The 23,669-nt window shown below is 60.5% G+C and carries 21 protein-coding genes; 11 read left to right on the top strand and 10 right to left on the bottom strand.

Features of this window, described 5'->3' with window-relative positions; all coding sequences use genetic code 11:
- From SGN16_RS18135 to SGN16_RS18105, 7 genes are all read left to right on the top strand, one after another.
- Entirely contained in the window at positions 1-1,845 is a 1,845-nt protein-coding gene (locus SGN16_RS18135) for an ABC transporter ATP-binding protein (RefSeq protein ID WP_210639369.1), read from the top strand.
- On the top strand, positions 1,842-2,150 hold the full coding sequence (locus SGN16_RS18130) for a (2Fe-2S)-binding protein (RefSeq protein ID WP_210639368.1): 309 nt from the start codon (positions 1,842-1,844) through the stop codon (positions 2,148-2,150). The genes SGN16_RS18135 and SGN16_RS18130 overlap by 4 nt, the downstream gene beginning before the upstream one ends.
- A complete protein-coding gene (locus SGN16_RS18125) occupies positions 2,132-3,508 on the top strand; it encodes an FAD-dependent oxidoreductase (RefSeq protein ID WP_335944300.1) in 1,377 nt (458 codons plus the stop codon). The genes SGN16_RS18130 and SGN16_RS18125 overlap by 19 nt, the downstream gene beginning before the upstream one ends.
- Positions 3,505-4,659 carry an FAD-binding oxidoreductase gene (locus SGN16_RS18120; RefSeq protein ID WP_335944299.1) on the top strand — a complete coding sequence of 385 codons (1,155 nt, stop codon included), beginning with the start codon at positions 3,505-3,507 and terminating at the stop codon, positions 4,657-4,659. Before SGN16_RS18125 ends, SGN16_RS18120 begins: the two co-directional genes overlap by 4 nt.
- Entirely contained in the window at positions 4,656-5,813 is a 1,158-nt protein-coding gene (gene argE, locus SGN16_RS18115; protein WP_335944298.1) for an acetylornithine deacetylase, read from the top strand. Before SGN16_RS18120 ends, argE begins: the two co-directional genes overlap by 4 nt.
- A gap of 262 nt (positions 5,814-6,075) precedes the next feature.
- Positions 6,076-7,533 (top strand): NAD-dependent succinate-semialdehyde dehydrogenase, encoded by a 1,458-nt coding sequence (locus SGN16_RS18110; protein ID WP_335944297.1) that lies wholly within the window; start codon positions 6,076-6,078, stop codon positions 7,531-7,533.
- A gap of 40 nt (positions 7,534-7,573) precedes the next feature.
- On the top strand, positions 7,574-8,653 hold the full coding sequence (locus SGN16_RS18105) for a tartrate dehydrogenase (protein ID WP_210639363.1): 1,080 nt from the start codon (positions 7,574-7,576) through the stop codon (positions 8,651-8,653).
- A 1,095-nt stretch (positions 8,654-9,748) separates the two neighbouring features.
- On the opposite strand, the gene SGN16_RS18100 is transcribed toward SGN16_RS18105, so the two are convergent.
- The 5 genes from SGN16_RS18100 to SGN16_RS18080 all read right to left on the bottom strand — a co-directional run bounded on the left by SGN16_RS18100 (position 9,749) and on the right by SGN16_RS18080 (position 14,781).
- Positions 9,749-10,456 (bottom strand): cupin domain-containing protein, encoded by a 708-nt coding sequence (locus SGN16_RS18100; protein ID WP_339101743.1) that lies wholly within the window; start codon positions 10,454-10,456, stop codon positions 9,749-9,751.
- A gap of 40 nt (positions 10,457-10,496) precedes the next feature.
- Positions 10,497-11,354: a GNAT family N-acetyltransferase gene (locus SGN16_RS18095; RefSeq protein ID WP_339101742.1), complete on the bottom strand. Its 858-nt coding sequence runs from the start codon at positions 11,352-11,354 to the stop codon at positions 10,497-10,499.
- A gap of 254 nt (positions 11,355-11,608) precedes the next feature.
- Positions 11,609-12,694 (bottom strand): DUF6161 domain-containing protein, encoded by a 1,086-nt coding sequence (locus SGN16_RS18090; protein ID WP_339101741.1) that lies wholly within the window; start codon positions 12,692-12,694, stop codon positions 11,609-11,611.
- Positions 12,691-13,779 (bottom strand): hypothetical protein, encoded by a 1,089-nt coding sequence (locus tag SGN16_RS18085; protein ID WP_339101740.1) that lies wholly within the window; start codon positions 13,777-13,779, stop codon positions 12,691-12,693. The genes SGN16_RS18090 and SGN16_RS18085 overlap by 4 nt, the downstream gene beginning before the upstream one ends.
- A 75-nt stretch (positions 13,780-13,854) precedes the next feature.
- Complete coding sequence (locus SGN16_RS18080; RefSeq protein ID WP_339101738.1) at positions 13,855-14,781, bottom strand: glyoxylate/hydroxypyruvate reductase A; 927 nt, start codon at positions 14,779-14,781, stop codon at positions 13,855-13,857.
- Between the two features lie 285 nt (positions 14,782-15,066).
- Between SGN16_RS18080 and gabT the strand changes: the two genes are divergently transcribed.
- From gabT to SGN16_RS18065, 3 genes are all read left to right on the top strand, one after another.
- Positions 15,067-16,359 (top strand): 4-aminobutyrate--2-oxoglutarate transaminase, encoded by a 1,293-nt coding sequence (gene gabT, locus SGN16_RS18075; protein ID WP_339101736.1) that lies wholly within the window; start codon positions 15,067-15,069, stop codon positions 16,357-16,359.
- Positions 16,360-16,447: 88 nt separating this feature from the next.
- The gene (locus SGN16_RS18070; protein ID WP_339101735.1) at positions 16,448-17,104 is read left to right on the top strand and encodes a 2-haloalkanoic acid dehalogenase; all 657 of its coding nucleotides are present in this window, start codon (positions 16,448-16,450) and stop codon (positions 17,102-17,104) included.
- Positions 17,105-17,149: 45 nt separating this feature from the next.
- Positions 17,150-17,638: an Lrp/AsnC family transcriptional regulator gene (locus tag SGN16_RS18065; RefSeq protein ID WP_003203167.1), complete on the top strand. Its 489-nt coding sequence runs from the start codon at positions 17,150-17,152 to the stop codon at positions 17,636-17,638.
- Positions 17,639-17,768: 130 nt separating this feature from the next.
- Here SGN16_RS18065 and SGN16_RS18060 read toward each other — a convergent pair whose 3' ends face one another.
- From SGN16_RS18060 to SGN16_RS18045, 4 genes are all read right to left on the bottom strand, one after another.
- A complete protein-coding gene (locus SGN16_RS18060) occupies positions 17,769-18,722 on the bottom strand; it encodes an alpha/beta hydrolase (protein WP_339101734.1) in 954 nt (317 codons plus the stop codon).
- A 213-nt stretch (positions 18,723-18,935) separates the two neighbouring features.
- The gene (locus SGN16_RS18055) at positions 18,936-19,583 is read right to left on the bottom strand and encodes a VOC family protein (protein WP_339101733.1); all 648 of its coding nucleotides are present in this window, start codon (positions 19,581-19,583) and stop codon (positions 18,936-18,938) included.
- A gap of 39 nt (positions 19,584-19,622) precedes the next feature.
- Entirely contained in the window at positions 19,623-19,856 is a 234-nt protein-coding gene (locus SGN16_RS18050) for a hypothetical protein (protein ID WP_339101732.1), read from the bottom strand.
- A 66-nt stretch (positions 19,857-19,922) separates the two neighbouring features.
- Positions 19,923-20,723 (bottom strand): hypothetical protein, encoded by an 801-nt coding sequence (locus tag SGN16_RS18045; protein WP_210639355.1) that lies wholly within the window; start codon positions 20,721-20,723, stop codon positions 19,923-19,925.
- Between the two features lie 219 nt (positions 20,724-20,942).
- On the opposite strand from SGN16_RS18045, the gene SGN16_RS18040 reads away from it, so the two are divergent.
- Positions 20,943-21,689, top strand: a complete 747-nt coding sequence (locus SGN16_RS18040) for a transporter substrate-binding domain-containing protein (RefSeq protein ID WP_339101731.1) — start codon at positions 20,943-20,945, stop codon at positions 21,687-21,689.
- Positions 21,690-21,729: 40 nt separating this feature from the next.
- On the opposite strand, the gene SGN16_RS18035 is transcribed toward SGN16_RS18040, so the two are convergent.
- A complete protein-coding gene (locus SGN16_RS18035; RefSeq protein WP_339101730.1) occupies positions 21,730-23,118 on the bottom strand; it encodes a surface-adhesin E family protein in 1,389 nt (462 codons plus the stop codon).
- Between the last annotated feature and the right edge of the window lie 551 nt (positions 23,119-23,669).

Raw genomic sequence — 23,669 nt, 5'->3', positions numbered from 1 at the left:
ATGAGCGAATTGATCCGAGTCGAGAATTTGCGCGTGGTCGCCGGCGGCGAGCGTGGCGAGGTGGAGATCGTCAAGGGCGTGAGCTTCTCTCTGGAGAAGGGTGAGGTACTGGCACTGATCGGCGAGTCTGGCTCCGGCAAGACCACCATCGCCCTGGCATTGCTCGGTTATGCCCGGCGCGGTTGCCGCCTGGCCGGTGGCGTGGTGCAGGTCGGCGAGCACGACATGCTGGCGTTGAGCGAAGGCGAGCTGCAAGGCCTGCGCGGCAACCGTGTGTCGTACATCGCCCAAAGCGCCGCCGCTGCATTCAACCCGGCCAAAAGGCTCATCGACCAAGTGGTGGAAGGTGCGCTGATCCACGGCCTGGGCAATCGGGCGACGCTTGAGGCCAAGGCCATCGAACTGTTTCGCGACCTGGCGTTGCCAAACCCCGAGCGCATCGGTCGGCGCTATCCCCATCAAGTCTCCGGCGGACAGTTGCAGCGGGTGATGGCGGCCATGGCGCTGATCAGCGATCCGCTGCTGGTGGTGCTCGATGAGCCGACCACGGCCCTCGATGTGACCACCCAGATCGACGTGCTGCGTGCCTTCAAGCGCGTGGTGCGCGAACGTGGCGCGACGGCGGTCTACGTGTCCCACGACCTGGCCGTGGTTGCACAGATGGCCGACCAGATCGTGGTGCTCAACGGCGGGCAGATCTTCGAACACAATGCCACCGCATCGCTGCTCAAAGGTCCGGCCCACGCCTATACCCGCAGCCTGCTGGCGGCGGCGCGGCCGGATACGACGATTCGCCCGCCCTGCGGCGTAGCCGAAGACACGCCATTGCTGACCATCCAGGGTTTGACCGCCGGCTACGGCAACAAGAACCAGCATGGCATGCCGGCGATCCGGGTGCTGGAAGACATCGACCTGACTGTACGCCGGGGCCAGGCCATTGGCGTGATTGGCGAATCGGGCTCGGGGAAGTCGACCCTGGCGCGGGTGGTGGCGGGGCTGTTGACCCCGGCCCTCGGTGGGTTGACCTTTGATGGTCAGCCACTGGGTGGCAGCCTGTCTGAACGTACGGACGAACAGTTCCGGCGCATCCAGATGGTGTTCCAGAACGCCGACACCGCGCTGAACCCGATGCACAGCATCAGCACCATCCTGAGCCGGCCACTGAAGATGTATTTCGGCCTCAAGGGTGCGGCGTTGCGCGAGCGTATCGGCGAACTGCTGGACCTCGTTCGTTTGCCACGGGAGCTGGCCGAGCGCCGCCCGAGCGAACTCTCCGGTGGGCAGAAGCAGCGGGTCAACCTGGCCCGGGCGCTGGCGGCCAAGCCGGATTTGATTTTGTGCGATGAAGTGACTTCGGCCCTGGATACCGTGGTCGGCGCGGCAATTCTCGAACTGCTGCGCGACCTGCGCCAGCAACTGGGGGTGTCCTACCTGTTCATCAGCCACGACATCTCCACGGTGCGGGCGCTGTGCGACGACATCGTGGTGATGTACAGCGGCCGCAAGGTCCAGGCGGGGGCACGACAATCGTTCGCCCAGGCGCCGTTCCATCCCTACACCGATCTGTTGATCCACTCGGTGCCGGAGTTGCGCCAGGGCTGGCTGGAAACCTGTGGCGCCACGACTTGCGGCAGCCTGCCTGCGTTGGGTGCAAGGGCCGACGTGCCGGGCTTGTGCACCTTCCTCAGCCGCTGTCCGGTGCGGGTCGACGGTGTGTGTAACCTCATTGCGCCGCCTCGGCGCACCCTCGACGGCGGCAGTGAAGTGCTCTGTCATCACGACAGCGCCGAGCTGCTCAAGAGCCAACAGGATTCAAACAGCATGATCGTGGGAGCCTACGCATGAACGGGCGTTTCGTGAGGCTGGCCGAACAGGGCCGGCCTATCGTCAAATTGAAGGTCGATGGCGTGCCCATCGAGGCGCTGCAGGGCGACACCCTGATGGTAGCGTTGCTGACCCATGGCCCGGCGTTGCGCCAATCGGAATTCGATCCGGGCAGCCGCGCCGGCTTCTGCCTGATGGGCGCCTGCCAGGATTGCTGGGTCTGGACCCGCAGCGGCGAACGCCTGCGTGCCTGCTCCAATGAAGTACGCGAAGGGCTGGACATCATCACTCGGCAACCGGAGGCAATATGGCCACTGCGCGGATAGTCATCGTAGGCGCCGGGCCGGCCGGCATCCGTTGTGCCCAGACCTTGGTGGCGGCGGGCTTCAAGCCGATCCTGATCGACGAAAATCGTCGCGATGGCGGGCAGATCTACCGGCGTCAACCTGAAGGGTTCACCCGCAGCTACACGACGCTGTACGGCACCGAGGCAGACAAGGCCCGGGACCTGCACGAAAGCTTCGATCGCCTGCGCCCACAGATCGACTACCGCCCCGATACGCTGGTGTGGAACCTGACGCCCGGGCAGCTGTGCTGCGTCAGCCAGGGACGGCACACGACGGTGGACTATGACGCACTGATCCTCTGCACGGGGGCCACCGACCGCCTGATGCCGATCGAAGGTTGGCAACTGGGCGGCACCTACAGCCTCGGCGGGGCACAGATTGCGCTCAAGGCCCAGGCGGTTTCCATCGGCCACCGCGTGGTGTTCATGGGCAGCGGGCCGTTGCTGTACCTCGTTGCCAGCCAATACGTAAAAGCCGGGGCCAATGTTGCAGCGGTGCTGGACACTTCGCCGTTGAGCCAGCGTATCAGAGCCTTGCCCAAACTCATGTCGCGTCCGGGATTGCTGTTCACCGGCATGAAGCTGTTGGCCCAGTTGTATCGGGCGAAGATCCCGGTCCACCTGGGCATTTCGCCCCTGCAAGTGCTCGGTGAGGCGGTCACCGGTGTCAGTGGCGTACGAGTACGCACCGCGAACGGGGAAACCTTGACGGTGGCGTGCGACGCGGTGGCGCTGGGTTATCACTTGCGTCCGGAAACCCAACTGGCTGACCTGGCAGGTTGTCGCATGCGTTTCGACGAGGCTTCAGGGCAATGGTGGCTGGACGTGGACGAAGAGGGCCGGACCTCGGTCAGCGGCGTCTACGCCGCCGGAGATGGTTCGAAGATCCGTGGCGCTGATGCCGCCGAGCACGCCGGGCGGCTGGTCGCCCTGGCCTTGTTGCGCGATTTGCAGCAACCGGTGGACGCTGCGCAGGTCGCCGAGCAGCGCCAGGCGCTCAAGGTAATGGATGCGTTTCGCCTCGGCCTGGCCCAGGCGTTTCCCTGGCCCGCCGCGCAAGCCAAGGCCTTGCCGGATGAGGCCATTGTTTGCCGCTGCGAGATGATCAGTGCCGGTGAGTTGCGCCGCACGGTCAGCGAAAAGGGCGCTTGCGAAGTCAACCGGGCCAAGGCTTTCAGTCGGGTCGGCATGGGCCGTTGCCAGGGGCGTTACTGCTCCCAGGCCGGGGCTGAAGTGATTGCCGCCGCAGCGGGTGTCCAAGTGCAAGAGGTGGGACGCCAGCGCGGTCAGGCACCGGTCAAACCGCTTTCGATGCTCACCCGGGAGGTGGCGCCATGACGGTGAATAAAGCCGATGTGGTGATCGTCGGTGGCGGCCTGATGGGCTCGGCGGCGGCGTTTTTCCTGCGTCAGCGGGGGCAATCGGTGATCCTGCTGGAGCGTGACCAGATCGGTCAGTACGCCAGCGGTGTGAATTTTGGCAACGTCCGGCGCCAGGGGCGTTTCCTCGGGCAACTGGAGTTGGCGAACCGCTCCTGGGCGCTATGGAAACGCCTGCCGGAGCTGATCGATGACGACCTGGAATTCATCGCCAGCGGGCACATGCGCGTGTGCTATCGCGAAGACGAAATACCCGAGCTCGAGGCTTACGCAGCGGCACCGGAAGCGGCGCAGCTGGACTTGCAGATCTATCGCGGCAGCGAACTGCACGCGCGTTTTCCGTTCCTTGGCAAGGACGTCAAGGGCGGCTCCTATGCGCCGCACGACGGTCACGCCAACCCGCGTCTGGCGGCCCCGGCGTTTGCCCGGGCGGCCCGACGGCTCGGCGCACGCATCGAGGAACGGACCGAGGTGGCCGAGGTGCAGAAGGTCGGTGACGGCTTCAGCATCAGCACCACCGATGGCCGCCAGTTCAGCGCCGCTCAGTTGCTGATTACCGCAGGCGCTTGGGGCCAGAAGCTCTCGGCACAGTTTGGCGAACCGGTGCCGCTGGACACCAACGGTCCACAGATGGCCGTTACTGAACCGGTACCATATGCCTTGCCAACGGTGATCGGGGTGTACACCAAGATTCCTGAAGAGGTGATCTATTTCCGCCAGATTCCCCGGGGCAATATCGTTATCGGCGGCGGCTATCGCAGCAAGCCGGACATGCTCAACCGCCGGGCCTATGTCGAGCCGCGCAGCATCCTCAATCAACTGGACCAGATGCGTCGGCTGCTGCCGGGGGTCGGTAACCTGAACATCATCCGCGTGTGGAGCGGCATCGAAGGCTACCTGCCGGATTCCTTGCCGGTGATGGGGCCCAGTGGCAACGTCGACGGCTTGTACTATGCGTTTGGTTTCTGCGGGCATGGCTTTCAGCTCGGCCCGGGCGTCGGTGATGTCATGGCTGAGCTGATCAGCACCGGCAGCACCAGCACGTCGATTGAGCCGTTCTCCATTCGCCGGTTCGCCCCTTCTGCCGAGCAACGGAGCAAAGCCTCATGAAACCCCGCGTGCTAGCCATTTTCGAATGCCTGCTGGCGTTTGAAACGGTCTCATCAGAATCGAACCTGGCCTTGATCGAATACGTGCGCGAGCTGTTGCTGAGCAAGGGCATCGAGTCGCTGATCGTCAAGGATGAAAGCGGCAAGAAGGCCAACCTGTTCGCCAGCACCGGGCCCCGGGAGTTGCCCGGGATTCTGCTGTCCGGGCACACCGACGTGGTGCCGGCGGCGGGGCAGGCATGGACGGTCCCGGCGTTCCAGGCGACCGTGCGAGACGGGCGGGTCTATGGGCGTGGCAGTTGTGACATGAAAGGGTTCATTGCGTTGGCCATCGACGCCATGCTCGATGCCGCCGACCATTCCTTGAACCGGCCACTGCAATTGGCACTCTCCCATGATGAAGAGATCGGTTGCGTGGGGGTGCGGCGTTTGCTCGATGTGCTGCACCTGGCGCCGGTGCGGCCGTTTCTGTGCGTGATCGGCGAGCCGACCAACATGCAGTTCGTGCTTGGCCACAAGGGCAAGGGTTCTTACCGTACTTACTGTCGCGGTTTGGAGGCCCACTCGTCGTTGGCACCGCGCTCGGTCAATGCGATTCATGTGGCCTGCGATTTCATCGCGGCATTGCGCCAGAGCCAACAGCAATTGCAGGAGCAGGGCGCCCAGGACCTGGATTACGACGTGCCCTACAGCACCGTGCACGTCGGGCAGATCGTTGGTGGCAAGGCGCTGAACATCGTACCGAACCTGTGCACCCTGGATTTTGAAGTGCGCAACTTGCCGGCCGATGATCTGGACTCGTTCCTGGAACAGCTGCGCGAGCAGGCCGAAGTGATCGTGCGTGAGGCGAAAAAACTCTCCAGCGTGGCGGACATCGAGATCGAAACCCTGAACGTCTACCCGGGCCTGGATACCCATCCGAGCGTCGAGGCGGTGCGCTTCCTGAAGAACTTCGCCGCCCCCGACACCGGCACTGCCAAGGTCTCTTTCGGCACCGAAGGCGGCCTGTTCAAGCAGCGCCTGGATGTACCCGTGGTGGTTTGTGGCCCGGGCTCCATCGAACAGGCGCACAAGCCTGACGAGTTCATCGAAATCAGCCAGATGGACGCGGGGGAGCGGTTTTTGGAAGGTTTGCTGGGCTCTTTGAAAATCTGACCGGCCCCAAGCCATACACAGCCCCCTGTGGGAGTGAGCTTGCTCGCGATGACGACGGCACAGTCAACATTGGCATCAACTGACCCACCGCTATCGCGAGCAAGCTCGCTCCCACAGGGGTGGCAGGAGCGAGCTGAGCCACTCAGTAGAGCCTGCTGCTTCCCCGCAAATTTCAGCATCCAACACTGCCCAAACCCCGCTTTCAGCATCCTGCCCCGTGGCATCTCCTTAGACTGGAATCACCTCGGAACAGGACGCGACCATGCTCAAGAATCAATTGAAAGACCCCAGCCTGTTGGCAGAACTCGCTTACATCGATGGTCAGTGGATCGGCGCCGATAGCGCGGCCACCCTGGATGTCATCGACCCGGCGACCGGTGAAGTATTGGCCCGGGTGCCGGCCATGCAAGGCGTGGAAACCCGCCGCGCCATCGAGGCGGCCGAGCGTGCCTGGCCGGCCTGGCGAGCGCGGCCGGCGGCTGAGCGTGCGGTGCTGCTGGAGCGTTGGTACCAGGCCATGATCGACAACCTCGACGACCTGGCGCTGATCATGACCCGCGAACAGGGCAAGCCGCTGAACGAAGCCAAAGGCGAAATCCGCTATGGAGCCGGCTTCGCCAAATGGTTTGCCGAAGAAGCCCGGCGGGTTTATGGCGAAACCATCCCGGCGCCCAGCGGCGACCGTCGCCTGCTCACGCTCAAGCAACCGGTTGGTGTTTGTGCGGCGATCACCCCGTGGAATTTCCCCAATGCGATGATCACCCGCAAGTGCGCGCCGGCCTTGGCGGCGGGCTGCCCGGTCATCGTCAAACCCTCCGACCTGACGCCTTTGTCGGCCCTGGCGCTGGCGGTGCTGGCTGAGCGGGTCGGGATTCCGGCCGGGGTGTTCAACGTTGTCACTGGCCTGCCGGCCGGCATCGGCGAGGAGCTGACCGGCAACCCGACGGTGCGCAAGATTTCCTTCACCGGCTCCACTGCTGTCGGGCGGCTGCTGATGCGTCAGAGCGCCGAACACATCAAGCGCTTGAGCCTGGAGCTGGGCGGCAATGCGCCGTTCATTGTGTTCGACGACGCGGACCTGGAGCAGGCGGTGGCCGGGATCATGCTCAGCAAGTTTCGCAACGCCGGCCAGACCTGCGTCTGCGCCAACCGCATCCTGGTGCAGGACGGCATCTACCAACGCTTCGCCGAGCGCCTCGTGGAGGAGGTGGGCAAGCTCAAGGTCGGCAACGGCCTGGAGGCTGGGGTGACGATCGGTCCGCTGATCAACCTGGCTGCGGTGAACAAAGTCGCCCGGCATATCGACGATGCGTTGAGTCAGGGCGCGCGTCTGCTCTGTGGTGGTGTTCCCGAGGGCGACAGTCAATTTGTCGAGCCAACGGTGCTGGGCGAGGCCCACGCCGGAATGCTGCTGGCCAGCGAAGAAACCTTCGGCCCGGTTGCGCCGCTGATGCGCTTTACTACCGAGGAGCAGGCACTGGCCCTGGCCAATGCCACGCCGTATGGCCTGGGCGCTTATTACTTCACCCAGGACCTGCGCCGTTCATGGCGCTTCGGCGAGGCGCTGGAGTTCGGCATGGTCGGTCTCAACACCGGGCTGATCTCCATGGAAGTCGCCCCGTTCGGCGGCATCAAACAGTCGGGCCTGGGACGCGAGGGCAGCAAATACGGCCTGGACGAATACCTTGAAGTCAAAGCCTTCCACATCGGTGGGCTGTGATGCGGCCAGCGTTTGAACAGACATTAGGGAGGTACGCTTGATGAGCAAACCATTTCGAATCGCCGCCATCGCCGGCGATGGTATCGGCAAGGAAGTCCTGCCGGAAGGGCTGCGAGTGCTGGAGCAGGCCGCGAAAAAGTGGCAGCTGTCGCTGGACATCGAAGTGCTCGATTGGGCCCACTGCGATTACTACCTGGAGCACGGGCAGATGATGCCCGCGGACTGGTTCGAACAGCTCAAGGGCTTCGACGCGATCTACTTCGGCGCCGTGGGCTGGCCGGACAAGGTGCCCGATCACATCTCCCTGTGGGGCTCGTTGCTCAAGTTTCGCCGCGACTTCGATCAGTACGTGAACATCCGTCCAGTGCGTCTGTTTCCGGGCGTACCCTGTCCGCTGGCCGGGCGCGAAGCGGGGGATATCGATTTCGTGGTGATCCGCGAGAACACCGAGGGCGAATACTCCTCGGTCGGCGGCAAGATGTTCGAAGGCACCGAGCATGAGTTCGTGCTTCAGGAGTCGGTATTCACTCGCCGCGGGGTCGACCGGATCCTCAAGTTCGCCTTCGACCTGGCCCAGACCCGACCGCGCAAACGCCTGACCGCAGCGACCAAATCCAACGGTATCTCCATCAGCATGCCGTACTGGGACGAGCGCACGGCATTGATGGCCGAGCAGTACCCGGAGGTGAAGTGGGACAAGCAACACATCGACATCCTCTGCGCGCGTTTCGTGTTGCAGCCGGATCGCTTCGATGTGGTGGTGGCGTCGAACCTGTTCGGCGACATCCTCTCTGACCTGGGCCCGGCCTGCGCCGGCACTATCGGCATCGCCCCGTCGGCCAACCTCGATCCGCTGCGGCGCTTCCCGTCGTTGTTCGAGCCGGTGCATGGCTCAGCGCCGGATATCTACGGGCAGAACATCGCCAACCCGATCGCGATGATCTGGTCCGGTGCCTTGATGCTGGATTTTTTGGGGAACGGCGATGAGCGTTATCGCGCGGCCCATGATGGGATTCTCAAGGCCATCGAACAAGTAATCGCCGAAGGCCCCATCACCCCCGATCTGGGTGGGCAGGGCTCGACCCAGGATGTTGGCCGTGCGATCGCCGCAGCACTTTGAGGCTTAACCCGGCAGGGACGCCGGACAAACCTGTGACACTTTTTGCCCGCTCACACTGCGGGCTTTTTTTTGCCGCCAGATCATATCCACCATGGTTCCCCTGTGGGAGCGAGCTTGCTCGCGATAGCGGCGGATCAGCTTGCAATGATGTTGGATGCGCCGCCGCCATCGCGAGCAAGCTCGCTCCCACATTTGATCTGGGGCGCCCTTCGGTTTTGCGGCTGGCGAAGGTCCACTGTGGAAGCGAGCTTGCTCGCGATAGCGGTGGATCAGCTTGCGATGATGTTGGATGTGCCGCCGTCTTCGCGAGCAGGCTCGCTCCCACATTTGATCTGGGGCGCCCTTCGGTTTTGCGGCTGGCGAAGGTCCACTGTGGAAGCGAGCTTGCTCGCGATAGCGGTGGGTCTGCTTGCGATGATGTTGGATGTGCCGCCGTCTTCGCGAGCAGGCTCGCTCCCACATTTGATCTGGGGCGCCCTTCGGTTTTGCGGCTGGCGAAGGTCCACTGTGGAAGCGAGCTTGCTCGCGATAGCGGTGGGTCTGCTTGCGATGATGTTGGATGTGCCGCCGTCTTCGCGAGCAGGCTCGCTCCCACATTTGATCTGGGGCGCCCTTCGGTTTTGCGGCTGGCGCAGGTCCCCTGTGGGAGCGAGCTTGCTCGCGATAGCGGTGGATCAGCTTGCGATGATGTTGGATGTGCCGCCGTCTTCGCGAGCAGGCTCGCTCCCACATTTGATCTGGGACGCCCTTCGGTTTTGCGGCTGGCGCAGGTCCCCTGTGGGAGCGAGCTTGCTCGCGATAGCGGTGGATCAGCTTGCGATGATGTTGGATGTGCCGCCGTCTTCGCGAGCAGGCTCGCTCCCACACTTGATCTGGGGCGCCCTTCGGTTTTGCGGCTGGCGCAGGTCCCCTGTGGGAGCGAGCTTGCTCGCGATAGCGGCGGATCAGCTTGCAATGATGTTGGATGTGCCGCCGCCATCGCGAGCAGGCTCGCTCCCACATTTGATCTGGGGCGCCCTTCGGTTTTGCGGCTGGCGCAGGTCCACTGTGGGAGCGAGCCTGCTCGCGATAGCGGTGTGACTGTCGTACGCCGGATTATTTGACGACGTAGACCTTGCGCACATAAACGCTGCTCTTCCAGGCACACGGTGCATTCAGCGGGACGAATACGGTATCGCCAGTGTTGACCGTCAAGTCGCTGCCATCGGCCACCTGCAAGGTGACGCTGCCTTCGAGCAGGTGCATCAGTTCATGCAGCTTGTGCGGCCGAGACTTGCGGGTGTAGGGCGTCGAGTCCCAGATGCCGATGCGCAGGTTGCTCGCCTCTTCGACAAACAGATTGTGGGAACGACATTGCGGCGGCGGGCTCAGCAGGATCTCGTCGTCCGGTGGCGCAGAGGGCGAGAGCAGGGTGTGGGCGGGGAGTGCCGTGAGCCCGGGATGACGTTCTTCGACAAGTTGGGTGTCGGCGCAGAAAGCCCAGAGAGACTCCGCCTGCGCCTCGACCTCAAGCGCCGTCCCCCGGCCGATCACCGCGCTTTCACCCGGCTTGAGCTGCAGCGTTTGCGCCTGGCTGCGCAACGTCACCGCGCCGGCATGCACCACGATCGTTTCGCTGAACGGGTATTCATCGACGCTGAACCGCCCGTTCCCCCGGACCACGCCGGCGGCGATGCCATCCGCCCCGGTGTAGGCGATGAGCCTGTCGAACGGATCGTTGGCCGCCAGCGAGCCGGGGGTGAATGAGGTCGAGGCGAGACGGCCATCGGCGTGTGCCAGCAACACTGCTGTGGGTTCGAGCATGAAGGTGATTCTCCAGGGAAGCGTTGATCAAGACGGTTTTTCAGCCAATGGCCTGGGTCACCGGCGCGAATTGCCGCACCGCACCGCTGGCCGCTGGCGGGGTGCCACGGGCCATCTGGGCGACGGTGTCGACCTGTTTGAGCCCGACCTCTTCCAACCAAGGCGCCAGGCCACTGTTTGAGGGAATGTCGATGCGAACGAATGCGTCCGGCACTTCGGCCAGCAGCACGGCGATCAAGTGCCGGGCCTGTTCCAGGTTCTGGGCAATGACCGGGCCAATGCAGCGGCCACGGCCGAAGGGGCGCAGCAGGGCGAAGGCGCACAGGTGCCCGTCTCGCTCGATCCCCACTGAATGTTCAACGACGCCGAACAGGTCATTGAGCACGGCGGTCCGTTCCAGCCCGCTACCGGCATTGGCCAGTTTGATCAACTCGGCGTGATCGGCTTCGCCCAGCACGCGGCAGTGTTCGCCGGCGGCCAGTTCTTGTGGAGCCGGCACCCGCGCTTGCCCTTGGTGCTGCTGGATATGCCCAAAATCAACGAACCCCTGGCTGGCATACAGCGGGGCACCGGCCAGCGTCGCATTGAGCACGGCGGTCCGCGCGCCGCATGCCTCGATCGCCAGTTCCATCAGTTTGCGACCGATCCCCTGGCCCTGGTACTCATCGTCGACAATCACCAGGCCGATGGTGGCGTAGTCCCCTTGGGCGCAGGTGAACGCCGTTCCGATCAAACGGCCCTGGTCTTCCACGACAAAACCCTGGGCGACACGTTGCAACATCGCCCAGTCTTCCAGGCGATGGGGCCATTTCAACTGCACGGACAAGGCGTGCGCCGCAGGCACATCAGCGGCGGTCATGGAACGATAGAAGTAGGTGGGGCGTTGCGAGCTGGACATGGCGAATCACCATTGGAAAGGCACTTGATTGGACGGCTTTTTAGGCGTTGCAAGTGGTTGTATCTCACTTGAAACGAGGCCTGGCAAGGGCCTCCAATGGATTCGGCAGGTTTGGCAAGCAACGGCACCGGCGACCACATTTCTTGCTCGAAACGACGGCTTGACCAGCAGTTAATACCGGGCCATGAGTCATGGCCCGGCCTGCTACAAGCAGTACATCACGGGTATGGGCGGGCGGCTTTTCAGGTGGGGCGTCAGGTCTTCTTGAAGGTGGAGAGCAGGTCGGTCAACCCTGGCATGGCCGGCCCCGACTCGTTGGAAATCAGCCCTGTCTCCGAACGACTGAACAAGGATTGGAGGATGATTTTCCTCGACTCTTCGTCAACTTGTGTGTCCTGGCTGAGCGTCAGGTACAGGTGCGTAAGTTGCTCGCGTTCTTCGGCGTCACGTTGCAAGTGAAAGGCACTGAAAATCAACCGGGACAGTGTCTTGGCAGTGAAGGCCAGGGTCGATAGAAGCGCCACGAAAATGAGCGCGCCCTCGACCTGGTTGAGGGCAATCGGCGTGCGATCGCCACTCAACCAGATGTTGAAGGAGGTCCACAGGCTGATGACAGAAAAGAACAGCGTGATACCGAGTACGCCCGTCCAGATGTAGCCCCGCGTCTGGTGTTCATTGGCCTTTCTTGCCCAATACGTTGCCGGGCCTTCCAGTCGCAGTTTTTCCTGATAAGTGGCTTCCAGGGTAGCGAGACGTTTCCTCCAGGTCTCTTCTTCGGTTTCCTGCCAGTTGGCAAAGTCATCCATTTCCTTTCTGGCTTTCTTTATCAGCCTGGCCTTTGCCTTGAAGAAATTTGAATGGATGTCACGCAATATCGCGGTTTCCGAAGCAGAGCGCCGGGTGACCGTACTGCGTGACGGAAGCTTGAACTCGTAGGCCGCCAGGTACCCGGTGAGGTTGCTGAAGGAGTGAAGCTTGTCACTCTTGTTCAGAAAGGTCGCGTCGTAGAAGCCATTGGCAACCTCGGGTTCGGTCGAATGAATCTCCAGCCATTTCAGCGTGGCGGCCGATCCACTATAGATCCAGACCTCAGCAAGCTTTTCTTCCGGTGCTTCTTCATAGATGAAGTCAAACTCTTCGGTCCTCAGCTCATACTCAAAAATCGCGAGGGTGCTGCTGATGTTTTCCAACGTTTGATGGCGTTCGAGTCTTTCTTTCTTGAGTTCCTTGGCAGTGGCCTTCCAGAAAGACAGTTCCGCCTGGATGAATTCGTTCCGTTCGTCGCGCGTGGCAAAGTCGAACTGTTCGCCACTCAAGGCGGTCAGGCGATAGGTTGTCATTGCGGACCCGACAAAGAGACATTCAAGGCATGGATGTGCAGGTCGTCCATGTCAATGGCGCGCAAGCTGACGAGGATCAGCGACAGGTAGAAGTAGCCAAATAGAAAAATCCACGTGGCAGCGACAATGCTCCGGTCGTCCGAAAATATGCTGTTCACGCGCGACGCTACATTCCCGTGGGCGTTGTTGTTTCGTGCCGCGTACAGGATGCCGAACACCAGGAACTCCAATCGCTGACTTTCCCCGGACAACGACGGCGCTTGCATCTTGGGCTTGCCGAGGTCGTCGAACTGGTCGATTACGGGTATCTGGACAAGGATTTTCTTGATCTCCTTTCCAAGCGCGTGGGTGATTTTCCGTGACTTTTCGCTGTCGGTTATTCCGTAGCTGACGTCTGTTTTGTCCGGGGTCTCGCTGAGGGTGCACAGCGCTGAATAGGCTTGGCCAAAGGTCCAGTAGAAGTGGTTGAACATCACTGGGAATTTGCTTTTGAAAGTTTTGTACGAAGACGAAATATGGATTTTTCTTATCTCGTTCGTTTTTTTCGTCTTGGCGAGCTCGTTGTGTTTCTCGATCGCCATGCCCTTGAGGATGTAAGAGGCGACGAAATGGAGGGTCTTGTCAGGCAGGCGTCCAATGAAGTCCAGGGTAATGTCTGCGGGCGTGCTGGACGCGGCGGCCAGGCTTGCGTCCGGCGGCAATGCGATGTTCGCCTGCATGAACTTGTTGATTTCGGCCAGGGATTTTTCAATGGCTTTGGAGTCGCCAAGACTTTCCGCATTGCCGGACGACTTCATATACAGATCGTTGTAGCAGCTGTTCGTCGCGGTCCATAGGTAAGTAAACGCCATGTCCGGTCTGCGTGGGAGACAGGAGTAGCTGTCAATAAGGGCCGTGGCCGCGATGTAGGGGATCTTGTGGGGGTCGAGTGCCCAGCTGACCGGATTCAAATAGTTGAACCGAGTGAACCAGGCGAGTGCGGCGTGATCGCTGGGCAACAGATTTTTTTCATGGGCTTCACGGGTGTAAGCGGTTACAAGCGTGTGAAGTGCCACCAATCGCTGTGTCTTGGTCGTTTGCTTCATGCATGCTGGTCCTTCAGATGGCTTGAAGGCCGAATGCTATCATTTTGCTATGTCCCTACGGTAGCCGCGGTTTCTTCAATAACTGCGCGCCCGATCCACCAACCCCAGCATCGCCTCACCCCGCTGATGCCGGCGGATGTTCTCCAGCAACACGCCAAATGCGCTCTCGGGTTGGGTCATTGCCGCGATGTGCGGTGTCAGCAGGATCTGCGGATGTTGCCAGAACGGGTGGTCCGCGGGCGCCGGTTCCTGCTCCAGTACATCGAGCACCGCCGCGCTGAGCTGGCCCTCGGCAAGCGCTTCCAGCAGATCCGCCTCTACCAGGTGCCCACCCCGGCCCATGTTGACCAAGGCCGCGCCCTTGGGCAGTTGCTGGAACAGTTGGCGGTCGAGAATCCCCCGGGTGTGCTCGGTCAACGGCAGGACACACAGCACTATGTCGCACTGGCCGAGAAAGGCCGGCAATTGCTCGTCACCGGCAAAGCACTCCACCCCGTCAATGTGATGCTCGCTGCGAGCCCAACCCGACAAGGCAAAGCCAAATGTCTTCAAGGTGGCGAGTATCTGTCGCGCCTGCAAACCCAGGCCCATGACGCCGACCCGACGCTGCTGCGCGGGCACCAAGCGGTGTGCTTGCCAGCACCGTTCGGCCTGTTGCTGGCGATAGCGCAACATGTCCCGGTGCAGGCTGAGCACGGCGAAACTGGCGTACTCGCACATGCCTTGGCTGATGCCCGGGTCAAGCAAGCGCACCACTGGCAGCGTGGTTGGCAAGCGAGCGAGGTCGAGCTGATCGACACCGGCTGACAGGGCGAACAGCACCTCCAGGTTTGGCAATAACGTTTCGATGTCGTCCGGTGCCTGCCAGGCCGCCAGGTAACGAATCTCCCGCGGGTCGCCGATGTCCGGCCAGGCACGCCACTGGATATCCGGCGCGTGTTCGGCGAACAGGCGCCGCCAGTGTTCGCCGCGTACCGGATCAGCTTTATAAAGCAGGGCCATGGAGCACTTCTCGCCTGAATTGAGGAATACCTAGGATGCCTCAACGCCAGAGCAGGATCTGTCGAAAGCGCCCGTATAGAAGCATCACGCTGCGTTGTAAGGTACCCCTCCCAGCAGATTCCTCGGGCCGGGAGGTCGCTGGAGGATTCTGCTGTTTGCCGGGGTGTAAACAGTCGATCCGGATTTCTCAGCGGCCAAGTTCGGCTTAGACAATCGCGTCGAACCCTTAACCTGTGAACACACCGCAGCCGCTTCCTGGGTGCGAGGCTCACGATGGGAAATGCCATGAACAGTAAAGTCGAAGAAACTCCAAGTCTGCTCCGTCAGCGTGATCAATTCGTGCCACGTGGTCTGGTCACCGCACACCCGCTGGTCATCGACAGGGCCCAAGGCTCGGAACTGTGGGATGTGGACGGCAAGCGCTACCTGGATTTCGTCGGCGGCATCGGTGTGTTGAACATCGGCCACAATCATCCCAAGGTGGTTGCGGCGGTGCAGGCTCAATTGCAGAAAGTCTCCCATGCCTGCTTCCAGGTCGTGGCCTACAAGCCCTATCTGGACCTGGCCCAGCGGCTGTGCGAAATGATCGGCGGCCAGGAGCACTACAAAGCAGCCTTTTTCACCTCCGGCGCCGAAGCGGTGGAAAACGCCGTGAAGATTGCCCGTGCCCACACCAACCGCTCGGCGGTGATCGCCTTTCGCGGCGGGTTCCACGGTCGGACTTTGCTCGGCACCACCCTCACGGGGATGAGCCAACCCTACAAGCAGAATTTCGGCCCGTTCGCGCCGGAGGTCTTCCATACCCCGTATCCGAATGCCTATCGCGGTGTCACCAGCGAAATGGCGCTCCAGGCCTTGGACGAACTATTGGCGACCCAAGTGGCGCCTGAACGGGTTGCGGCAATCATCATCGAGCCGGTGCAGGGCGACGGCGGTTTCCTTTCGGCACCGGCCGAGTTTCTTCAAGGCCTGCGTACCCTGACCCAGAAGCACGGCATCGTGCTGATCCTCGATGAAATCCAGACCGGTTTTGGTCGCACCGGCAAATGGTTCGGTTTCCAGCATGCTGGCATCCAACCGGACCTGGTCACCGTCGCCAAAAGCCTCGCCGGTGGCCTGCCGCTGTCCGGTGTGGTTGGCAAGGCCCAGATCATGGATGCACCGTTGCCCGGTGGCCTGGGCGGTACCTACGGCGGTAACGCGCTGTCCTGTGCGGCGGCGCTGGCGGTGATTGAGGCCTACGAGCAAGAACAACTGCTGGCTCGCGGCGAAGCCCTGGGCGATCGCCTGCGCCAGGGCCTGTTGCGCCTGCAAGCCCGATACCCGCAGATTGGTGACGTGCGTGGCAGCGGTTTCATGCTCGCGATTGAGCTGATCAAGCATGATGACGCACGCACGCCGGATGCCGACCTGAACCAACGCTTGATCGACGAAGCCCGCGCCGGTGGCTTGTTGGTGATCAAGTGCGGGGTCTACCGCAACGTGCTGCGCTTCCTGGCGCCGCTGGTGACCAGCGAAGCGCAGATTGACGAAGCGTTGCAGATTCTCGACGCTGCACTGGCCCGGGTCACGGGCTGAAACGCCTGGCGTTCGGGGCGTTTGCCAAGGCAAGCGCCCACGCCATTAATGGAGCGTGAATTGATGGACATCATCGGAGGCTTTACCCATGAGGCTGACTGAATATCGAGCGTTGTTGATCGACTGCGATGAGGTTCTGGTGGATCGCGACTCCGGCGTCTGGGCGGCCTTGCAGCCGCTATTGGAAAACCATGGCAATCCACCGGACAAAGCGCAGGTGCTGGCCGAGTTCGACGAGGTTTTGCAGGCCCTGTACCCACGCTTCGGCGAACTGGGCTTCAGCGGATTGCTGTGTTTCGCCCACCGCCAATTGGCCGAACGCTGGAAGCTCAAGGTCAGTTGGGAGGAGGGCATGAGTTTCGCTCGCTCGGCTGCCGGCTGGACGCTGTTCGAGGATGCGCCGGGGGCGATGCTCTACCTGCGCAAATTCTATCGCCTGCTGGTGCTGGGCGATCGTGATGCCGAGGACCGGGGTGCCCTGTGCGAGCGCCTGGGCATCGAGCCGGATGATTTCATTTCCCTGGCGAGCGACCCGTTGCAGGATCACGATTGGTTGCTGAGCAACGATCTCGATGCCGAAGCTATTCTACAGATAACCCGTCCGGGCGCCCGTCCACGGGAGGTCGGGGCGGTTTGCCTGATCTGCCGCAGCAGCGAAAACCCGACTACGCCCTGTGCGGCGGATTATTGCATCAACAGCATGGCTGATCTGGTGGCTCAGCATCAGCTGTCTTTACGACGCTGATTTTGTTAGAAGATTGTCTTACGAACGGCAGGCAAGAGGTATGCGATGGAAGGTTTAGCGAAACTGGACCGGATCGACATCAGCATTTTGGTAGAGCTTCAAAAAGACGGTCGCATGACCAACGTCAGCCTGGCCGATGCCGTCGGCCTGTCCGCCAGCCCATGCTTGCAGCGGGTCAAGCGGCTGGAATCGTTGGGGTATATCTCCAGTTACAAGGCCCATCTGAACCTGGCCAAGATTACCGATTCGGTAACGGTCTTCACTGAAGTCACCTTGAGTGACCACAAGCGTGAGGACTTTGCCAAATTCGAATCCAACATCCGCCTGGTGGATGAAGTGCTCGAATGTCACCTGATCAGCGGCGGCTACGACTATCTGGTGCGCTTCATGACCCGCAGCATCCAGGACTACCAGGACGTGATGGAAAGTTTGCTGGACAAGAACATCGGCATCTCCAAGTACTTCAGCTACATCGTCATCAAATCCCCTGTGCGCAAGGACGAGATTCCGCTGCGTAAACTGTTGCGGCATTGATGGCAGCATGGTTCCACCCGAGCAAATGTGGGAGCGAGCTTGCTCGCGATGGCGGTGTGTCAGAAACATAAATGCTGACTGACACTCCGCTATCGCGAGCAAGCTCGTTCCCACAGGGCAGGGGTTTGCTTTATTCCTGGAGGAACTTCAGCAGGTCCTGGTTAAGACGGTCCTTATGCGTCTCGGTCAAGCCATGCGGCGCGCCAGGGTAGACGATCAGTCGAGCACCCTTGATCAGTGCCGCCGAAGCCCGGCCTGAAGCATCGATAGGCACGATCTGATCGTCGTCGCCATGGATGACCAGGGTCGGCACGTCGAACTTCTTCAAGTCACCGCGAAAGTCAGTGGCCGAAAACGCGGCGATGGAATCATAGGTATTCTTGCTGCCACCCATCATGCCCTGCGCCCAGAAGGATTGAATCAGGCCTTGGGACGGCTTGGCACCCTTGCGGTTGTAGCCAAAGAACGGGCCCGAGGCGATGTCCAGGTACAGCTGCGAGCGGTTTTCCAGGGACGCCTTGCGCAGGCCGTCAAACACCTCGATGGGCAGGCCGCCGGGGTTGGTTTCGGTCTTGAGCATCAACGGTGGTACCGAGGAAACCAGGACGGCTTTTTTCACCCGACCGGTGCCGTGCCGACCGATATAGCGTGCCACTTCACCGCCCCCCGTCGAGAAGCCAACCAGGGTCACATCCTTCAGGTCCAGCGTTTCGATGACTGCCGCCAGGTCGTCGGCGTAGTGATCCATGTCATTGCCTTCCCAAGGCTGGCTGGAGCGGCCGTGGCCGCGACGATCGTGGGCGACTACGCGATAACCCTTCGAGGCGAGGAACATCATCTGCGCTTCCCAACTGTCCGAGTCCAGCGGCCAGCCGTGGCTGAAGGTCACCACCTGGCCATTCCTCGGACCCCAGTCCTTGTAGTAAAGCTGTACGCCATCCTTGGTGGTGATATAGCTGGAGGACTGGATCACACTGCCGACAGCGGACACGCTCGCAGCGGCCTGGACAGGCGATGCTGCCTCGGCGTTGAGGGTTGCCAATGCCAGTGTTGCGACGGCCAGGGTGCGGTTGAATGTGTTCATCGTTTCTCTCTCCATAAGGGGCGGTTTGATCTGCTGCGATCGTCGTCGATCGCGTTGGTGGGCAGATTAGAGAGAGAGGCTGATGAGCAGAACTGCATGGTATCGATAGCAACTATGGGGAATAACAGATACCTGCATTTCGCTTCGGTGGCGTGGCGAACAAATCGTGGGAGGGAGCTTGCTCCCGCTATGTGGCGAAGCCGCCTCAAACGGTCACATGGTTGAAAGCGGCAATGTCTTCAGGCCATAGGGTGTTTGAATATGCGCAAGCAGATAGGGTGCCGAAGGCGCTTGCAGTGCATGAAGATGAACCGGGCCAGAAAAGTTCATGGCCGTCAGGAGCGCTTCGATTTTTTCCGGATCCGTATGAAAGACATCCAGTGCCAATAGCGAACAGCCTTTGTCCTGGAGCATGTCCGCAGGGTGAGGTCCAGGCGCCCATTGAATGAGGGTGGGGGCCGATCCGGCCATAGGCAGGCTGCCATCCGTTGGTAGGGTTATTTGCCAACTCAATGTTCCCCTCGTCATGGGTTCAACATCCCCGACAATGCCGTGACACGCATCACGAGCCGCATGGATAGCATCGGTCCGTGCTACCCAGGTCGCCAGGCGCGCCGGCGATTGAGGGCCCAATTGATCGAGGCCGAACCAGCGCGGGCGATCCGGGCGTTTGGCGGATGGGTCTACTGTAATCACTTCCAGGTACAGCCCTGGGCCCAGGTGAAGCAGCCGGTTATGGGTGCCCATTCGGGAATGGGCGCCACCCGCTTGAAGGTCGACGCCCAATGCAGCCGTCACGAACGCACAGCCGGTATCGAGGTCTGGCGCCACGACGACGAGGTGATCAATAGTGGTTTTCATGTGTTCATCCGTCCGTGAGTTGGGAAGTACATGCAGCCATCAACCAAAGGAAGGCATCGGCCCCAGCGAGTGCAATATCCATATGACCGCCGCTACGGCTGCCAGCACTGCGACTACAAAGCCGATCAGCAGCCATTTCAGGATTTTCGGCGCTTTCGACGGCTGGGATCTTGGCGCGAGCGCCTCTACCGTATGCCTCATTTCCTCGGCGCAGCGCGGGCAAGCGGCGTTGTCGTCAAGGATGAGGGACGTGCATTGATCACAGATTTTCATGTCGTCGCTTCGAGACTCAAAGGAGGGTTAGCCGGGCGCCACGCATAAACATCGCGGCATTAAGACCTAATATTTATAGACAATGCCCAGCTTACCCATGATCTCCAGCGCATTGGCCAGGCCCAAGCCGTTCATGGGCAGGCAGGCAAAAGCCTGGTATTCATCGAAATGAGTGCCGATGGCCAGCAACTTCAAATCATGGGCATCGAGCTGTACGTTGAAATACTGAAGCAGCGCCCGCTCCCAGTCGTTGGCAGCGTTAATGTCTTCGATGGCTTTGCGGTCAGGCGCAGGGATCTCAATGTCCAACTGCCGTAGCGGTGCCAGGGCATTGACCGCATCAACCCCTAGGGACGACCACTCCTTCCATTCGAACTCGGCCAACTGATTGGCCTCGGTGAGCGCTGACGCAACTTGGGTCCACGCCCAATCCCACTGTGCGGTAGGGGCCGGGATTTTCTCAGTGAGTACTTGCGCGTGGGCCTCATCGAACAGGTAATAAAACAGGTCGGCCAGGGTGTCGGCCACATCGAGTTGTGGTCCTTGTTCCTGGGTGTCCAGGTCTTGGCTCAAGCGCTGCCAGAGGCTGCCCAGCTCGCTCCAATCGTCTTCGGCCATATCATCATCGATCACCTGGGCCTTATGGCCGCGCTGGTAGTTATCCAGGCACGTCTTGCGCACCCGTATCCCACCCCCGACAAGATCGACTTCATAGCTGCTGTGATCCAGATAGTTGGTCTGGAAGACGATACGGTCAGCGAAGACGTCATGGACGAGACTTTCTTCAGCATCGAAATACGTCGCGCCCTCAAGTTTTCCATGGGTGGTGATGATACGTTGAAATGCCAGTGGATCGATTGGATTCATAGGGATGGGATCATATGGAGGAAGGCGGAAATGGACGTGCTCGGGCAGGCATGCCCCTATTCGATCTGCGCTGATCCTACACCAAGGTGCAGGGGTTGCTAAGGGGAGGGAGGGCTGCTTTTGGCCGTGGACTCAACCGTTAGACGCGTCTGGGTCTATGCTTGTATTACCCTTTCAACCAGGTCCAACCATGAGCGCTCAATAGCATCAGGAGAATACGTGAGACATTCGACACCGGCTGCAGCGCTGCTCTGTCTATTGCTTGGCACTGGGGTCGGCGCCGAGGAGTATCAGGTTGTCACTGAAGAGTGGGCACCGTACAACTACCAGGAAAACAATCAGCTCACCGGCATGACCACGGAAATTGTCCGGGCCATCATGGCGCTGACCGGGGATAAGTTCGAGGTGCTGCTGCAACCCAGTATGCGCGCCACCCAGATACTGAAGACCCGGCACAAGACCATCATGTACTCCCTGTTTCGCACGGCGGAGCGCGAGCCACTTTACAAATGGGTCGGCCCGATCGTGGAAGAGTCCATTCACCCCTATCAACTGGCCAGTGCGCCGCCGGTGAACTCCCTGGAGCAACTGTTGCACGCCCCGCAGGTCACCACGCGACATGCCGGCCTGGTGCCCACGATGCTGCAGTCGCTGGGCTTCAACAACCTGGACAAAAGTGCAACCGAGAGCAAGCTGCTCTACCGCATGCTGCTCGCCGGGCGCACCGGCATCATTGTCGGCGACACCGATGCGGGAGTGGCTTACTACAGCCGCCAATTGAACATCGCGCCCGGCACGCTGCGAAGGATTCCCATCGAGCTCTATCGTTCGTCGCTGTATATCGCTTTCAGTCCTGACTGTGACGACGAGGTGGTGAGCGCGTGGGCCAGGGCTTTGGAGCAGTTGCGGCGTTCTGGGGAGTTGGAGCGGATTCAGCGGCGGTATGAGGCGGCGGTTGGGAAATGAACGCGCGGAACCGGCGAAAACCGGCCCCGCAGACCGTCACTTACTTCACACTCTGCACATGCATGTCGATGGATATCGAGTCATTTTTGTCAGTACTGGCGTGATAGAAGAAACCATAGTCAACCAAGTAGTAATAGTGCTTCAGCGGCACAGGTGTTGAGCTTGGGCGCTGTTCACGGCAGCTCAACGCCTTGGCGTTACCGCTCAAGCCTGGGTTCAATCGTTTGGCTGGCCCTTCACTGTCGACGGTGCAGTCGAAGGTTTTCGGTTCCGTGCCCAAGGTCCCAATCAGGTTGCTGGTAAGGCTGCCCTCTCGGGTGAAGCCCAATTGACTGCCCACCGGCATGTGCTGCCAATCGCCATGGAAGCTCAGGCTGTTGACCACCTCGGTGTTTTCGGAACGCGTGGCCCGCTCTGTGCCGGAGAGCCTGACCAGGCCGCGCCAGTTGATCTGGCGGCCATTGAGGTTTTCGCTTTTGTGAACAATGCTCAGCTGTCGGGTTGCAGGGTCAGTAGACAGGAAGTACTCAGTACGCTGCGGCCAACTGTTTTGGGCGTTACTGACGGTGCCTGCCAACTCAATATAAGTCAGCGTCTTGACCGGGGCCGGCATGTGCAGTTGCTCGATGCTCTGCAACACACCTGGGTTGATGTCCGGCAGAGCGTCAGCCGCTACCGGCGCTTTGGCACGTGACTTGAACGTTGGCAGACTGGCAATGCTCGTCGGCGTGTTGCACACGAGCTCAAACACCTTCAACTGATCCGGGGCGGCCGCTGTAATGGCCTTGGCCTCGGGAAACATCTCGACTTTCCCATCAGTGACCTCGTTATTGGCATTGAGGTAATAACGGGCCAACAACGTGGCGTTTCGCGCAGCGCAGTCCATCGTGTACTGCTCGCGGGTCTGCGTGAAAGGCGCGCTACTCAGCGGGTTGAGACGGGCCTTCGGCTCGTCGTACGCCATCCAGAACTGCACCAGTTTGCCGTTCTTTTGCAGGCTGCTGTTATCGAGCAACAACCATCGTTCAGCGTCGCCCGTCGTCACCTGGCGCCAATCCGGTAGGGGGAGCCTTTTACACGCTTGGGTGAAATCCCGGTTGTTCATCAGCGCCGCGTGATACCGCTCGGGCAACGCAGTCGCCGGGGCATAGTGGCCGGAATTGTTGGCATAGGAGCGGCGGAGCATGAATGAGTAAACCAGGTTGATCTGCGGCTTGGTGCAGGCCGCCGAAAACTGAACCGTTTGCCAGAAGGGTATGTTCGGTTCGCGTGGGGCGAACACCTGGAAGTTGATGACATCGCCTTCGCGCATCAGGCTGTTGGGCGTCAACGGCTGAGCGAGGAGGGTGGCTTGTTTATCGGCTGGAGGCTGTTGGCTGACGCAGGCGTTTAGCAGCAGGGCGGCGATGAGGAGGGTAGGGCGTTGCACAGGTGTCTCCGGTAAGTCCATTGAGGGAGGCGTTTTTTGGGGGATGTTTGGGGCTGGGGGAGAATAGAGTGAGTGATGAGGTTTGTCGCGGATGCGGGGGGTGTTTGTTTGGATTGGTGAAAGTACCCATCTGTTCAAAAAAACGGGCGCTTTAGGAACACGCAGTTTTATCAATTTCGATCTACGCCATGTATCGTCGACCAATGACCTCTAGCAGGTTGCAGTTATCGCGCATTGGGGCTGCCAGAAGCTGCGCTAAGCGGGATTTGAGGAACGAAAACGGTTTTATTTGATTGGCTGCTTTCCAAAAAAGCAGATCCTGATCAAGTTGTGAATATACAAAATCGAAGTAAGTGTTTATTGGTCTCGCATAAAATCTCATAACAAATGATGGCGAAGCGCTATTGACTTTGGCTGAATTGGAGCTTGAATAAAGTAAAAGAATTTTTCAAGGGTTGGAAAAGATTGTGAGAATCTTAAGATGCTCTAGAATAGTCTGGGTGGTCAGTTTTTCAGAAGGGTATTATATTAAAAATCTGGAATCCAGTTGG

This window comes from Pseudomonas sp. G166 (genome assembly GCF_037027455.2).
Taxonomy (GTDB): Bacteria; Pseudomonadota; Gammaproteobacteria; order Pseudomonadales; family Pseudomonadaceae; genus Aquipseudomonas.
The sequence above is the reverse complement of the archived record's forward strand: the minus strand, read 5'-3'. Positions and strand labels throughout refer to the sequence as shown.

Excerpts from the sequence above, each read along its gene's own strand:
- SGN16_RS18055 (WP_339101733.1), bottom strand. The coding sequence starts at position 19,583 with ATGAAAACCACTATTGATCACCTCGTCGTCGTGGCGCCAGACCTCGAT.
- SGN16_RS18100 (WP_339101743.1), bottom strand. The coding sequence starts at position 10,456 with ATGCTCGAACCCACAGCAGTGTTGCTGGCACACGCCGATGGCCGTCTC.
- SGN16_RS18105 (WP_210639363.1), top strand. The coding sequence starts at position 7,574 with ATGAGCAAACCATTTCGAATCGCCGCCATCGCCGGCGATGGTATCGGC.
- SGN16_RS18045 (WP_210639355.1), bottom strand. The coding sequence starts at position 20,723 with ATGAATCCAATCGATCCACTGGCATTTCAACGTATCATCACCACCCAT.
- SGN16_RS18125 (WP_335944300.1), top strand. The coding sequence starts at position 2,132 with ATGGCCACTGCGCGGATAGTCATCGTAGGCGCCGGGCCGGCCGGCATC.
- SGN16_RS18080 (WP_339101738.1), bottom strand. The coding sequence starts at position 14,781 with ATGGCCCTGCTTTATAAAGCTGATCCGGTACGCGGCGAACACTGGCGG.
- SGN16_RS18110 (WP_335944297.1), top strand. The coding sequence starts at position 6,076 with ATGCTCAAGAATCAATTGAAAGACCCCAGCCTGTTGGCAGAACTCGCT.
- SGN16_RS18085 (WP_339101740.1), bottom strand. The coding sequence starts at position 13,779 with ATGAAGCAAACGACCAAGACACAGCGATTGGTGGCACTTCACACGCTT.
- SGN16_RS18090 (WP_339101741.1), bottom strand. The coding sequence starts at position 12,694 with ATGACAACCTATCGCCTGACCGCCTTGAGTGGCGAACAGTTCGACTTT.
- SGN16_RS18050 (WP_339101732.1), bottom strand. The coding sequence starts at position 19,856 with ATGAAAATCTGTGATCAATGCACGTCCCTCATCCTTGACGACAACGCC.
- argE (WP_335944298.1), top strand. The coding sequence starts at position 4,656 with ATGAAACCCCGCGTGCTAGCCATTTTCGAATGCCTGCTGGCGTTTGAA.
- SGN16_RS18120 (WP_335944299.1), top strand. The coding sequence starts at position 3,505 with ATGACGGTGAATAAAGCCGATGTGGTGATCGTCGGTGGCGGCCTGATG.
- SGN16_RS18130 (WP_210639368.1), top strand. The coding sequence starts at position 1,842 with ATGAACGGGCGTTTCGTGAGGCTGGCCGAACAGGGCCGGCCTATCGTC.
- SGN16_RS18135 (WP_210639369.1), top strand. The coding sequence starts at position 1 with ATGAGCGAATTGATCCGAGTCGAGAATTTGCGCGTGGTCGCCGGCGGC.
- SGN16_RS18095 (WP_339101742.1), bottom strand. The coding sequence starts at position 11,354 with ATGTCCAGCTCGCAACGCCCCACCTACTTCTATCGTTCCATGACCGCC.
- SGN16_RS18070 (WP_339101735.1), top strand. The coding sequence starts at position 16,448 with ATGAGGCTGACTGAATATCGAGCGTTGTTGATCGACTGCGATGAGGTT.
- gabT (WP_339101736.1), top strand. The coding sequence starts at position 15,067 with ATGAACAGTAAAGTCGAAGAAACTCCAAGTCTGCTCCGTCAGCGTGAT.
- SGN16_RS18065 (WP_003203167.1), top strand. The coding sequence starts at position 17,150 with ATGGAAGGTTTAGCGAAACTGGACCGGATCGACATCAGCATTTTGGTA.
- SGN16_RS18060 (WP_339101734.1), bottom strand. The coding sequence starts at position 18,722 with ATGAACACATTCAACCGCACCCTGGCCGTCGCAACACTGGCATTGGCA.